Below are 13,562 nucleotides of genomic sequence, written 5' to 3' on the forward strand. Positions count from 1 at the left end.
GACAGGCGAACGAGCCGCTGAGCAGAAATGCTCAGCGGCTCGTTGCACGTAGGACCCGTGATCAGAAGAAACTGGTGTCGGGCAGCCCCGCCCCGTTGACCGCGACATCGCCGAGCACCCGCGCCTTGTAGACGGTCGGGTTGTGGGAGAAGAGAGTTCGAAGATTGCGCCAGTGCCGGTCCAGGTGCGACGCCGACCGCACCGACGATGCGCCACCGGCATCGAAGATGCGCGAGGCGGCCCGTAATGCGGGCTGTTCGATCGCCACCTTGACCCGGGCGGCGGCCACTGCGCCCTGATCCTCCAGGCCGGCGTCGATCCCGCTGACCCGGGCGGTGTCCAGGGCCGGGGCCAACTCGGTCGCCGCCCGCAGCACCAGCGCCTCGGCGGTGTAGGCCACCGCGTCGATCTCGCCGACGATCTCCAGCAGCTGCGGGTCGGCCGAGGGGGTGTCGGTGGTGGCAAAGGTGTAGGTGCGGTGGCGCTCACGGACCAGCGTCGCGGCCTCGGCGGTCAGAGTCTTCAGGATTCCGGCCGCGATCGCGTGCAGGTACAGCTGCACCAACGCGCCGCGCGCCCGGTCCACTCCGACATTCGTGCCGATGGGCAACACCTCGTCGTCGTGCACCGCGACGTTCTCGAAGATGGTTGTTCCGCTACCGGTATGGCGTTGACCGATGCCATCCCAGTCGTCCGCGTGGACGATGCCGGCCCGGTCGGCCGGAATCACCGCGGCGACCGGCGCGCCGTCCTCGTTCTCCGCGGTGGCGCGCACGTAGTCGGAGAACTGGGCGCCGGTGCTGTAGAACTTGCGGCCGGTCAGCCGCAGCCCGTTCGCGGAGCGCACCAGCTTGGTGTCATAGGCCTGCCCGCCCACTCGGGCGCTCGTCAGCTCCGAGCTCACCCCTCCGATCAGGTGACCTTCGGCCACCACCGACAGCCACCGATCCTTGGCCGGGCTGCCCGGGACACGCTGCAGTTCCTCGACTGTCGCGTAGTGCACCCGCAGGATGTGGGTCAGGTCGGGGTCGGCCTGGGCCAGTCTGATCGCCAGTTCGAAGAACTCGGGCACGGTGAAGTCACCGCCGCCGAGGTCGCCTGCCAGCCGTGCTGCGCCCAGTCGATGCTCACGCACCAGGTTCAGCCCGTGCCCGGGTGGTTCGTGCCCGCCCTCGTCCAGGCGACGACGGTAATCGGCGGCGATCGCGTCGAGCACCTCCTGCAGCTGTTGTCCCCGCGGAACGGCACGTGCCGTCAGTACCGAGTCGGTGGTCATCGGTGTCAATCCTTTCCGGTGGTTGCGGCCGAGGTGTCGTCGATCCAGGCGTCGTAGAACCAGGGCACCGAGTTGGCCGCGTTTGCGAATCCCCGCACCCGTGGGGCGACGGCGAAAATCTGGGTGTCTTCGAGCAGCGGAATGGAGTACGCGTTGTCGATGACGTAGTTGTTGTATTCCTCAAGCACTTTCAGCCGCTGGGCCGGATCGGTGGCTTCGATCTGGGCGTGCAGCATGCGGTCGATCGCCGGGTCCGCGCCGTCGAGGGCGTACAGATCGCCGCCCTTGCTGTCGTAGTTCTGCCACAACCGCACCGGGTCGGCGGTGGGCCAGCCGTTACGCCGCAGGCCCACCGAATCCTCGATGCTGGCGGTGGGATAGTTGGCGAAGTCGGTCTGGCGGATGACCAACCGGATGCCGATGCGCCGCAGTTGCCGCTGGATCAGTTCGTACATCGGCTTGGCGGTGTGGTCGTAGACGTCCACGTAGATCTTCACGGCCAGCTCGTGGCCGTCCTTGACCCGGTAGCCGTCGGCGTCGACGTGGGTCCATCCGGAGGCTTCCAGCCGCCGGATGGCCTCGTTCGGGTCGAAGCGGACCGCATCACTGCGATCGGTATAGCCGGGGAAGTTCTTCGTGACGATGTTCTGGGCGGGTTTCCAGTTGTCCGTGTAGAGGGTGTGGAGGATCTCGTTGCGGTCGATTCCGAATCCGATCGCCTTGCGTACGTTGATGTCCCGCATGAAGGGCGCGGTCTGGCGGACGTCGAGCGTGTTGGCCAGACCGGGAGTGCGCAGCCCGCGCACGTCGAAGCCCTCCCGGGTCAGCAGGCGCTCATCCGGGGGCTGGGAGTAGCGGACGGCGTCGGCCTGCCCGGCCCGTAGCGCCCCCACCCGGACACTGTCCTCGGTCACCGGGATGACGGTGACGGTGTCCAGATACGCCTCACCCTGGTGCGGCGCGGTCGCCGGTGCCCAGTTGTAGCCCCGGCGTTTGGACAGCACGATCTGCTTGTCCGGGATCTCCGAGGTCGCGACGAACGGCCCGGACCCGATCAGGTTGGTGACGACGGACTGCTGTTCCTTGGTGGCGTCGATCGTGGCGTCGGCGACCAGACCCGAGGTGTTCAACGACAGCACCGCGATGAACGGCGCGTACGGCTTGCGCAGCGTGACGCGGACCGTGCGGCGCGCGGGGTCGGCCGTGATCGAGTCGACCTCCGGGAAGTAGGTGTTGCGCGTGATGCCTTTGGCTTTGTCCCCGTTGGCTTCCCACTCCAGGTTGCGGCGCACCGACTCGGCGTCGACCGGCTGGCCGTTGCTGTAGCTGGCTCCGTCGCGGATGGTGAATTCGTAGACGCGCTTGGACGGGTCGACGGTCCACTGCTGTGCGATCCACGGCACGAAGTCGAAGGTCTTGGGGTCCTGGTAGACCAGGCGGTCCAGCATCTGGTCCTTGAGGAGGCTGTTCTGCCAGTAACTGACCTGGATCTGCAGGGAGGCGGGCGCCTCGGCGTCCAGGTAGGTCAGGTCGCCACCCCGGGCGCCGGGTGCCCGGGTGGGGGACGGGGGATCGGAGCAGGCGCTCACCGAGCCTGCGACGATCAGGATCGCGGCCACCGCACGTCGCATCGTCACGCCGCACGCGCCGGGACGCCGGGGACCGCGTCGAGCAGGCGGCGGGTGTAGTCCGCCGAGGGAGCGGTGAAAACATCTACCGTGGAACCCGTTTCGACCAGCCTGCCGTGTTCGAGCACACTCACGTGGTCGGCGATCTGGCGGACCAGGCTGAGGTCGTGGGAGATGAACAGGTAGGTCAGTGCCAATTCCTGTTGCAGATCGATCAGCAGGTCCACCACCTGTGCCTGCACGTGGACGTCCAGCGCGGAGGTCGGCTCGTCCAGCACCAGGATCGCCGGATGCAGCACCAGGGCCCGGGCCAGACCCACCCGCTGGCGCTGGCCACCGGAGATCTCGCGCGGCTTGCGGTCGGCCAGGTCGGCGGGCAACCCCACCCGGTCCAGTGCCCCGGTGACCTCCAGCCGGCGCTGAGCAGGGGATCCGATGCGGTTGATCCGCAACGGCTCGGCGATCGCCTCGCCGATGGTGAACCGGGGATCGAGGGCGGCGAGGGGATTCTGGTGAACCAACTGCAATATCCGGGCCTGCGCGCGCTGCTGCGCGGTGCGCAGCGGTGTCTGTGCGGCTCGGAGGGATCCGTTCACCCGGACCTCGCCCGAGTCGAAGTCGGTGAGCCCGGCCAGCACCCGGGCCGCGGTGGTCTTGCCCGAGCCGGATTCACCCACCAGGGCATGGATCGACCCGGTCCGGACCTCGAACGATACGGCGTCCAGCGCACGGGTCTCGCCATAGCGTTTCACCAGCCGGTCCACCCGCAGGATCGGCTCGGCATCCGCGGCCGCTGTCGGCCGGTGCGCGTACTTGTCCGGCGACAGCGCGGGCGCCGCGTCGATCAGCTGCCTGGTGTAGTCGTCCTGTGGCGCGGTGAGCACGCTTGCGGTGGGGCCGGTCTCGCGCACATCGCCGTCGCGCAACACCACCACGGTGTCACTGTGCTGCTCGGCCAGCGCGAGGTCGTGGGTGATGAACAGGACGCCGAGACCATGCTCGGCGCGCAACTCGTCGAGCAGCTGCAGGATGCGCCGCTGCACGGTGACATCGAGTGCGGAGGTGGGCTCGTCGGCGATCAGCAGCCGGGGTTCGCCGGCGATGGCGATCGCGATCAGCACGCGCTGCAGCTGCCCGCCGGAGAGCTGGTGCGGGTAGTCACCGGCCCGGCGGCTCGCATCGGCGATCCCGACGTGCTCGAGCAGTTCGACGGCCCGCCGTCGGGCACCGGACCGATCGGCGATCCGGTGCACCCGCAGCACTTCGGCGATCTGGTCGCCGACCGGTTTGAGGGGATCCAGTGAACCCAGCGGGTCCTGCGGAACGAAACCGATGGTGCTGCCGCGAAGTTCGCGCCACCGGCGTTGCGACAGTGACGTGACCACGCGACCCTCGACGGCGATGTCCCCGGCGGTGATCCGGCCGTTGGCTGGCAGCAGGCCCTGCACCGCGCGCGCGATGGTGGACTTGCCGGATCCGGACTGACCGACCAGGGCCACCACCTCACCGGCGCCGACGTCGAACGAGACATCGCGAACAACGTCACCGCGGCCCGCGTAATCGATGGTCAGGCCGGAAAGCGACAGCAGGGCAGGGGAGTTCATCTTCAGCCGACCTTCTCTCGGATGATATGGGCGAGCCGCGACAGGCTCATCACGGTCAACACGATCGCCACGGCCGGGAAGAACACCAGGCCCGGCGCGGAGTTGATGTAGTTGCGTCCCTCCGAGATGAGCAGTCCCCATTCGGGTTCGGGTGGCTGCGCGCCGTAGCCCAGGAAGCTCAGTGACGCGATCGCCAGGATCGCGGCGCCGAACTGCAGCGCCGCCAGGGCCAGCACGGAGGAGTAGGAATTGGGCAGGATGTGCCGGAACAACAGGGTGAGATGCCCGGCGCCCAGGTGCGCGCTGGCTTCCACGAAAGGCAGGTTTCGCACCGCCAGCACCTCGGATCGCGCCAGTCGGGCGAATACCGCGATGGACGAGATGCCCACGGCGATGGCGGCATTCACCGTGCCGAAGCCGAGGGCCACGATGATGGTTATCGACAGCAGCAGCGTCGGGATCGACAACAGCACATCGATGATCCGGCCGATGATGCTGTCGGTGATGCGGCCGAAGTAGGCCGCCAGCAGCCCGAGAACCGTTCCCACGAGCAGTCCGATCACCACGGCGATGAAGGACCCGGCGATGGTGGCGCCGGTGCCGGCGATCACCCGGCTGAGCAGATCGCGGCCGATGTAGTCGGTACCGAACGGGTGCGAGAGACTCGGACCGGCCAGCGGCAGATCCGGATTCTCCTGGAGCGGATCGTAGGGGGCGATCGCCGTGGGCGCGACGATCATCGCGGCGACCAGCAGCAGAAGCAAAACCGGTGGGACGTCCCACGGATTGACGCTGACCCGGCGGGGCAGCCTGGGAAGGGGCACCGCGGACAGTGCGTCGGTCAGGATCATGCGGGTACCAGCGCCCCTCTCGTGGTGGTCGATCTGTCGATGCGTGGGTCGATCAGCGGGTAGATGACATCCACCACGAGATTGACCAGGACGAACGTGACCGACACCGTGATGACCACCGCCTGGATGATCGGTGTGTCCTGGTTGCGGACCGCTGTTTCGGTGAGATAGCCGATCCCGGTGCGGTTGAAGATCGTTTCGGTGATGACCGATCCGGCCAGCAGCTCACCGACCGTGATGGCCACGATCGTGACGGTGGGAATCGAGCCGTTCTTGACCAGATGGCCGAAGATGATGCGCCCGTCGTCGAGTCCTTTGGCGCGCAGCACTTCCACATATGGCTGGCCGGCCGCGTTGCTCAGGCCTTGGATCAGCACCTGGGCGATCGGCGCTGCGACCGGGAGCGCCAGTGGCAGGGCGGCCAGGACCGTAGACCGCATTCCCTCGTCGCGGACGGCCGATACCCACCCGAGGCTGAACGACAGCCATTGCAGAGCCACGAGTCCGGTGACGAACACCGGAATGGACAGGAATGCCGGCGGCAGAACCCGCGCGAACTCGCGCACCGGTGACCAGGGCGCGAACACCGCGGCCAAGGCGATGGCGAAGCCGAGCAGTGCGGCCAGCACGAACGCGACACCGGCCAGCGCCAGCGTCGAGGGCAGGGCGTGCGCCATCAGTCGCGCCACCGATTGGCCGCTGTTGAGCGAATATCCGAGATCCCCGGTGAACAACCGCTCCACCGATACGCCGAACTGCACGATCGCCGGTTCGCTGAGCCGGTAATAGTCGCGCAGCACCTCCGCATCCTGGTCGGAGATCGGGTTCTCAGGATTGGAGATCTGCTGCTCGATCGGGTCTCCCGGCAGCACATTGAGTACGAAAAACACTGCAGTGTAAGCCAATACGATCACGATGATCGACTGGCCGATCCGCCGCAGGGTGAAGTTCAACACCGGTCGAACGCTAAGGTGGCGCCGCGGGCGGGACAATCATTCGCACCTTTAAGAACTTTAAGCCGACTGTTCAGTTCGACTTAACTGTTGCCTCCGTGGGCAATTGGAGTATCCGTGATCGCAACCGTTGTCCCGAGCGGGTTGTTGGATCACCGTGGTGCTCATGGGGGCATCACTCACAGTTGGGGTTGAGGTGGCCGGCGACGGCCTGGGCCGGCTCGATGCCGGGGTTGCCGGTATCGCCGGAATGGCCGGGCGGCTGGAGAGCGCCGGGGTGTCGTACTGGGTGATCGGTGCCGACCGCGGTGAGGCCAACGACGTCACGGTAGAAGGCCTCGACCCGTCCCTGCTCGCCACGATCGCGGCGCGGCACACCAGTCATCTCGGGTTGGTGGTCGCGGCCGCCGCACACCGGGACCACCCGTACAACCTGGCCCGGAGGCTGGTTTCGGTGGATCACGCCGCGCACGGCCGGGTCGGCTGGCTGGCACTGGACTTCGACCACAGCATCGCGCTCAACGCCACCACCGACACCTGGACCGGTGCCGACCTCGACGCGGCGCACACCGACGACGCCGTCGTCGCGGTGCGGGCGCTGTGGCGGACCTGGCCGCTGGACTCGGTGGTGGGGGATCTGGAAACCGGGGTGTTCTCCGATGTGTCGAGAATCCGGCGGGCCGACGTGCACAACGCATATGACATCGCCGGTCCGCTCAATGTGCCCGGGTCGGTGCAGGGCGATCTCCCGGTGTGGCGGCAGGCCGGATTCGCTCGCGGCAGTGTCGCAGGTGCCGCCGACCACCTCATCGTGGAGGACGGTGACCCGATCCCGGCGACCGGCAAGGTGGTGGTGCGGCTGAGGTCGGCCGGCTCGATCGACGCCGCGCTGCAGCGGGTCGCCGGCCGCCCCGAGGTATCCGGGGTCCTGCTGAGGCTGGACCCGTCCGAGTTGGACCACGTCCTGCACGAGGTTCTGCCGGCCGCCCGCAAGCGGGGCCTGCTGGGCGATCAGGGGACCGGGACATTGCGTGAGCGACTCGGCGTGCCGGTACCCGTTGCGCCCGACCTGACCCGCAATCCGACGGTGTTCGAGACCGTGCCCAACCCGGGAGGACGACTGTGACCCGTGCAGGTCAGCTGATCCTGAACGTGAACGTGCTCAACCTCGGTATCCACACCGGCGCATGGCGGCGCACCAGCGAGCCGCCGACCGCGTTCGCCGACCCCGGCTACTACGTGCGGATGGCCAAGCTCGCCGAGCGGGGAAAACTGGACGCGCTGTTCCTGGCCGACGGACCGGCATTGCGTGAGCATCCCGCGCTGCGTCCGTCACAGGCCCTGGAGCCCAGCGTCATCCTGGCATCGGTGGCCGCCGAGACCGAGCACCTTGGCCTGATCGGGACGTTGTCCTCTACCTTCAACGATCCGGTCGAGCTGGCGCATCGCCTGCTCACCCTCGACCGGCTCTCCGGGGGCCGCCTGGCCTGGAACATCGTCACCACGTACTCGGTGCCGGCCGGCGCGAACTTCGGCCTCGCCGACTATCCGGACCGACATGTCAGGTACCGGCGGGCCGCCGAATTCGTCGACGTGGTCCGTGCGCTGTGGCGCGACGCCGCAGACCCCAGCGGGCGCGGAATCGATCACCACGGCGAGTTCTTCACCGTGGTGGGGGGACTTCCGCAGGGGCCGTCGCCACAGGGTTACCCGCTGCTGGTGCAGGCCGGTGGATCGCCTCAGGGGCGCGAACTCGCCGGTCGCGTCGGCGACGCGGTTTTCAGCGCCGAACTCGACCTGGGCGCCGGGATCGACCACTACCGGTATGTGAAGGACGTCGCGGTGGCCTACGGGCGGCGGCGGCATGACGTCAAGATCCTGCCCGGCCTGATCACCACGATCGGCAGCACCAGGGCCGAGGCCGAGCGGCGGTTCGCCGACCAGAATGCCCTGCTGCCGCCCGGTCACGATCTGGAGCGGCTGTCGCAGGTACTCGGCGAGGACTTGGCCGACTACCCGTTGGACGAACCGGTACCCGCGCACCTCCTGGGAGAGGTCGCCGATCCGGCGAAATTCGGTGCATCCCTGGGATTCCGGGAATCGGTTGTGCGATTGATCGAGAGCCGCGAACTGACGCTGAGGCAGGCCGTACGGGAATTCAGCGGGGCCGGCCACCGCGTCATCGTCGGGTCACCGGTCGATGTCGCAGACACCATCGAGCGGTGGTTCCTGGCCGGCGCGGCCGACGGATTCAACCTGATGCCCGATGTGTTCCCCGACGGTCTGGAGATCTTCGTCGACGAGGTGGTGCCGCTGCTGCAGGAGCGCGGCCTGTTCCGTACCGCATACGCCGAGTCGACGTTGCGCGAGAGATTCACCGGCCGTGCTCATTCCGGTGGGGTCCCGACCCTGGTGAGGGCCCGGCTCGCCTAAGGTCGATACCTGTGGATACCCCGATCGCCGTCGTCACCGGGGCGAGCCGCGGCGCGGGCCGCGGGATCGCCGCGGCCCTGCTCGCCTCGGGTTGGCGGGTGTATGTCACCGGACGGACGGTGACCGATCCGGGAGAGGGCGGCATCGCCGTCCCGCTCGACCACTCCGACGACGCTGCCGTGGCCGCGCTGTTCGAGCGCATCGGCGAGCAGGAGGGCCGGCTGGACCTTCTGGTCAACAACGCCGCGGCGGTCCACGACGACCTGGTCAACCCGAAACCCTTCTGGGAGAAACCGATCGAGCTGGCCGATGTGCTGGATGTTGGATTGCGCTCGGCCTACGTGGCGTCCTGGTACGCCGCGCCGCTGCTGCTCGCCGCTGAACGTGGCCTGATCGCGTTCACCTCTTCGCCCGGATCGGTCTGCTACATGCACGGTCCGGCCTACGGCGCGCAGAAGGCGGGGGTGGACAAACTGGCCGCGGACATGGCGGTCGACTTCGCCGATACCGGGGTGTCGACGGTGTCCATCTGGATGGGCATCCTGCTGACCGAGAAATTCAAGGCCGCGTTCGCCGGGCACCCCGAAGCCCTCGCCAAGACCGCGGAGCACGCCGAAACCCCGGAGTTCACCGGGTATCTGATCGACGCGCTGTACCGGGATCCGGAGCTGGCGCAGCTGTCCGGGCACACCGTGATCGGTGCCGAACTCGCGACCCGCTACGGCATCACCGACGAAGGCGGACGGGTGCCGCCGTCGCACCGCGGCATGCTGGGTGCACCGCGGGAACCCAGCTCGGCCATCGTCAGATAGCCACGGTCACTACCGGCGAAAACCGGTGTGGCTGCGGATCAGCGGCAGCGTCGCGAGCGTGGCGAACCCGGGTTCGGCGTCACACACCTCCGGCACCGCGTTGAGGACCTGCATCGCCGTGGCGACGTTGGCCGCCCGCACGTGCTCGGCCATCGTGGCCTCGCGGGTGAAGCTGGCCAGGCTGAAGAAGTGGGTCTGCATGGACGGATCACCCTCGATGGTCAGCGTCCAGCCGTGCTTGGGCCTCGGCCAGTGATCGGGGTACTCGTTGCCCACCGTCCACAGGGTCTCGATCTCGATGAGCGGTTCGCCATCGCGCACTCCCACCCAGTTCCACCGCTGCCCGGCAGTGGTTCCCGCGGCCAGCAGGTGGTCGAAGATCTGATGGTCGTGGCGGGCGGCGACCGCCTCCACGGTCGAGGTCACCTCGTCGATGTCAGCGCCCAGCGCATCGGCCAGCAGCCACACCTGTTCGGTGAACAGCTCGTTGTTGAACGCCAGGAACTCGGAGGCGTCGACGCGGATCTCGTCCGTGGGCCGGCCGAACGACATGTTGTCGAAGGTGATGTGCGTGCTGTCGTAGTCCGACCAGTCGGCGCGCTCCTGCAGGGTGATCTTGTCGATCCGCCGACTCATCCCGGACAGCACCAACGGCAGGGCGCCCGACAGGTTTCCGGGGTTCAGGCCGCTGCCGTGCACCGTCGTCCCGCCCGCGGCGCAGGCCGCCAGCAGCCGCTCGCGGTCGGCCTCGGGCAGCCGGCGCGGGTGGAACAGGAACGCCGTCGTCACCACGTTCTTGCCGGCGGCCAGAAGCGCGCACACGTCATCCAGGCTCGTGATGCGCGGGGTGTAGACGACGCAGTCCGCCTCGAGATCGAGGATGGCCTGCACATCGGTGGTGGCACGCACCCCGATCGGCGCCCGGCCCAGTAGCTCACCGACGTCGGCGCCGTCCTTGGCGTCGGAGTACACCCGCACCCCGACCAGCTCGAGGTCGGGACGGTCGTCCAGCGTCGCCGCCAGTGTCTCGACCCCGACCGCGCCGGTGCCCCACTGAATCACCCGATATGACATACGGGTGAGGCTAGTCACACCCGCACGTTGACGGGACCCACACCCCAGATGTCGTCGCAGTACTCGGTGATCGCGCGGTCCGACGAGAACTTGCCACTGCGGGCGGTGTTGAGGATCGACATCCGCGTCCACCCTTCGCTGTTCTGCCATGCCTCCGAAACCCGTTGCTGGCATTGCATGTACGACGCGTAGTCGGCCAGCACCAGGAACGGATCGGTATAGCGCAGGGTGTCGACGATCGGCCGGAACACCTCGGTGTCGCCCCGGGAGAACCGGCCGGCCGAGATCAGGTCGAGCACAGCGGACAGTTCAGCGTCGGCCGTGATGTAGTCGGCCGGCCGGTACCCGCCGGCCTTGACGGCCTCGACCTCGGACTCGGTCAGGCCGAACAGGAAGAAGTTCTCCGGTCCCACCTCGTCGCGCATCTCGACGTTGGCTCCGTCGAGGGTGCCGATGGTCAAGGCGCCGTTGAGCATGAACTTCATGTTCCCGGTGCCGGAGGCTTCCTTGCCCGCCGTGGAGACCTGTTCGGACAGATCGGCCGCCGGGTAGATGAACTCCGCATTCTGGACGTTGAAGTCCGGGACGAACGCCACCCTGAGGAACCGGTTGACATCGGGATCGGCGTTGACGGTCTCGCCGACGGCGTTGATCAGCTTGATGATTCGTTTGGCCATGAAGTAGCCGGGAGCCGCCTTGCCGCCGAAGATGAACGCCCGCGGGGGAATGGTCAGCCCCGGGTCCTGCTTGAGCCGGTGGTACAGCGCGATGATGTGCAGGACGTTGAGGTGCTGACGCTTGTACTCGTGGATGCGCTTGACCTGGACATCGAACAGCCAGTCCGGGTCGAGCTCGACGCCGGTGGTGGCGCGCACGAAACCGGACAGTCGCACCTTGTTCGCGCGCTTCACCGCGCGCCAGCGGCCTCGGAACACCGCGTCGTCGGCGAACGGCTCCAGCTCGCGCAACCGGTTGAGATCGGTCAGCCAGCCGTCACCCACGGTCTCGTCGAGCAGACCCCGCAGGCCCGGATTGGACAGGGCCACGAACCGGCGCGGCGTCACCCCGTTGGTCTTGTTCGAGAACCGGTGCGGCCACAACTCGTAGAAGTCCTTGAGCACACTGGATTTGAGTAGCTCGGAGTGCAGCGCCGCGACACCGTTGACGGCATGGCTGCCCACGGTGGCCAGGTGTGCCATCCGCACGGTCTTGCCGCCCTCCTCACCGATCAGCGACATCCGCCTGACCCGGTCCTCGTCGCCGGGGAACGCGGTCCGGACCTCCTCGAGGAAGCGCCGGTTGATCTCGAAGATGATCTCCAGATGCCGGGGGAGGGACTCGGCGAACAACGCCAGCGGCCAGGTCTCCAGTGCCTCCGGCAGCAGGGTGTGGTTGGTGTAGCCGAAGGCCGCCACCGTGATCGCCCAGGCCTCGTCCCAGCCGAGCTGTCGCTCGTCGATGAGCAGGCGCATCAGCTCGGCCACACCGATCGATGGGTGAGTGTCGTTGAGCTGCAACGCGAACTGGTCGGCCAGGGCGGTGACGGGAAGGCAGGCGAGGTCCTCCAGGATGTGCAGAATGTCCTGCAGCGAGCAGGACACGAAGAAGTACTGCTGCAGCAGCCGCAGCCGTTTGCCTGCTTCGGGCTCGTCGTTGGGGTAGAGCACCTTGGTCACCGTCTCGGAGGTGACCTCGTCCTCGACCGCGCGGTAGTAGTCCCCGGTGTTGAACGCGTCCAGGGCGAAGGATTCGACGGCTCGCGCGCTCCACAGCGTCAGCGTGTTGCAGGTGTTGACGCCGTAGCCCTGGATCGGAGTGTCGTAGGAGATGCCCTTGATCGTGCGTTGCGGCACCCACCTCACCCGGTAGACGCCCGCCGCGTCCCGGTACGGCTCGGTGTGCCCGCCCCAATTCACCCGGTAGTTCACGTCGGGTTTGGCGATCTCCCAAGGGTTCCCGTTCACCAGCCAGTTGTCGGTCTTCTCCACCTGCCAGCCGTCGCGGATCTCCTGGTCGAAGATGCCGAACTCGTAGCGGATGCCGTAGCCGATCGCCGGCCGCTCCAGGGTGGCCAGCGAGTCGAGATAGCAGGCCGCCAGGCGGCCCAGGCCACCGTTGCCCAGCCCGGGCTCCTGTTCGCAGGTGAGGACTTCGTCGAGGTCCTGGCCCAACGCGGCCAGCGCCTCTCGGGCGGCCGATTCGATCTGCAGGTTGAGCAGGTTGTTGCCGAGCTGCGGGCCCATCAGGAACTCGGCCGACAGATAGCAGGTCACCTTGCGCGACAGGTCGATGAAGGTCTGGGTGCTGGCGATCCACCGCTGTTGCATGCGGTCGCGGACGGCCAGCGACAGCGCCCGGTAGTAGTGCTCGGGAGTCAACACCGAAGCCGGGCGGCCGATCGAATACCTCAGGTGGTCGGCGATGGCGCGGCGCAGTGCGTCGGCCGACAACCCGGTGCGGCTGTGTTCATCAGTGGACGAGCTCAACGCGACATCGGTCATCGCTGCAATCTCGCACCGTCAGGTGCACACCAACCCTGCTTCGGACGTCCGGCAGATGAAGCGCGGACAGACCCAGGGCACGTCAGATGCCGGTGAGATAGCGGCGGGTCATCACCTTTTGGAGCAACAGCGTCACCGGTCCGCCCAGCCGGCTCCACCAGGTGGCAGGCCGGGAGAACGCGACCACCTCGGCGTGCACCGTGTCCGTCGCCGGGTCGTAGCGGACCGAGAACAACTCCTCGCCGGATTCGGGATGGCCGGCCAGAGTGCCGTAGGCGAACCCGCGGCGGTCGGGTTCGTCGAGCACATAGATCACCCGGCACGGCGCCGGAACGGGACCGATCCGGACCACCAGCTCGGTGCCCACCGCCGCGGCCTCGGCGGTGGCCTGCACCCGCAGGCCCGCGCCGCGCTGCATGCCCCACCGCAG

At 67.7% G+C, this 13,562-nt stretch carries 11 protein-coding genes; 3 read left to right on the plus strand and 8 right to left on the minus strand.

The window, feature by feature from the left end:
• Positions 1 to 61: 61 nt before the first annotated feature.
• Genes TX88_RS15640 through TX88_RS15660 form a run of 5 tightly spaced genes read right to left on the minus strand, consistent with a single transcriptional unit; the run spans position 62 to position 6,315 of the window.
• A complete protein-coding gene (locus TX88_RS15640) occupies positions 62 to 1,276 on the minus strand; it encodes an acyl-CoA dehydrogenase family protein (RefSeq protein WP_044517995.1) in 1,215 nt (404 codons plus the stop codon).
• Between the two features lie 5 nt (positions 1,277 to 1,281).
• Positions 1,282 to 2,907, minus strand: coding sequence for an ABC transporter substrate-binding protein (locus tag TX88_RS15645; RefSeq protein WP_084622011.1), 1,626 nt, complete (start codon positions 2,905 to 2,907; stop codon positions 1,282 to 1,284).
• Positions 2,908 to 2,909: 2 nt separating this feature from the next.
• Positions 2,910 to 4,508, minus strand: a complete 1,599-nt coding sequence (locus TX88_RS15650; protein ID WP_044517998.1) for a dipeptide ABC transporter ATP-binding protein — start codon at positions 4,506 to 4,508, stop codon at positions 2,910 to 2,912.
• A gap of 2 nt (positions 4,509 to 4,510) precedes the next feature.
• Positions 4,511 to 5,359 carry an ABC transporter permease gene (locus TX88_RS15655; protein WP_084621921.1) on the minus strand — a complete coding sequence of 283 codons (849 nt, stop codon included), beginning with the start codon at positions 5,357 to 5,359 and terminating at the stop codon, positions 4,511 to 4,513.
• Entirely contained in the window at positions 5,356 to 6,315 is a 960-nt protein-coding gene (locus TX88_RS15660; RefSeq protein ID WP_244438432.1) for an ABC transporter permease, read from the minus strand. The genes TX88_RS15655 and TX88_RS15660 overlap by 4 nt, the downstream gene beginning before the upstream one ends.
• 163 nt (positions 6,316 to 6,478) lie before the next feature.
• Between TX88_RS15660 and TX88_RS15665 the strand changes: the two genes are divergently transcribed.
• From TX88_RS15665 to TX88_RS15675, 3 genes are read left to right on the plus strand one after another with little or no spacing between them, the layout of a single operon-like run.
• On the plus strand, positions 6,479 to 7,438 hold the full coding sequence (locus TX88_RS15665) for an LLM class oxidoreductase (RefSeq protein WP_049924977.1): 960 nt from the start codon (positions 6,479 to 6,481) through the stop codon (positions 7,436 to 7,438).
• A 32-nt stretch (positions 7,439 to 7,470) separates the two neighbouring features.
• Positions 7,471 to 8,745 (plus strand): NtaA/DmoA family FMN-dependent monooxygenase, encoded by a 1,275-nt coding sequence (locus TX88_RS15670; RefSeq protein ID WP_044519449.1) that lies wholly within the window; start codon positions 7,471 to 7,473, stop codon positions 8,743 to 8,745.
• 11 nt (positions 8,746 to 8,756) lie between these two features.
• Positions 8,757 to 9,557, plus strand: coding sequence for an SDR family NAD(P)-dependent oxidoreductase (locus TX88_RS15675; protein ID WP_044518000.1), 801 nt, complete (start codon positions 8,757 to 8,759; stop codon positions 9,555 to 9,557).
• 9 nt (positions 9,558 to 9,566) lie between these two features.
• On the opposite strand, the gene TX88_RS15680 is transcribed toward TX88_RS15675, so the two are convergent.
• The 3 genes from TX88_RS15680 to TX88_RS15690 all read right to left on the minus strand — a co-directional run.
• The gene (locus TX88_RS15680) at positions 9,567 to 10,631 is read right to left on the minus strand and encodes an NAD(P)H-dependent amine dehydrogenase family protein (RefSeq protein WP_044518001.1); all 1,065 of its coding nucleotides are present in this window, start codon (positions 10,629 to 10,631) and stop codon (positions 9,567 to 9,569) included.
• 14 nt (positions 10,632 to 10,645) lie between these two features.
• Positions 10,646 to 13,132, minus strand: a complete 2,487-nt coding sequence (locus TX88_RS15685; protein WP_044518003.1) for a glycogen/starch/alpha-glucan phosphorylase — start codon at positions 13,130 to 13,132, stop codon at positions 10,646 to 10,648.
• Between the two features lie 82 nt (positions 13,133 to 13,214).
• Positions 13,215 to 13,562 (minus strand): DUF1990 domain-containing protein (locus TX88_RS15690; RefSeq protein WP_044518005.1); only part of this gene is annotated, 348 nt, incomplete at its 5' end.

The sequence above is a fragment of the Mycolicibacterium septicum DSM 44393 genome (genome assembly GCF_000455325.1).
Taxonomy (GTDB): Bacteria; Actinomycetota; Actinomycetes; order Mycobacteriales; family Mycobacteriaceae; genus Mycobacterium; species Mycobacterium septicum.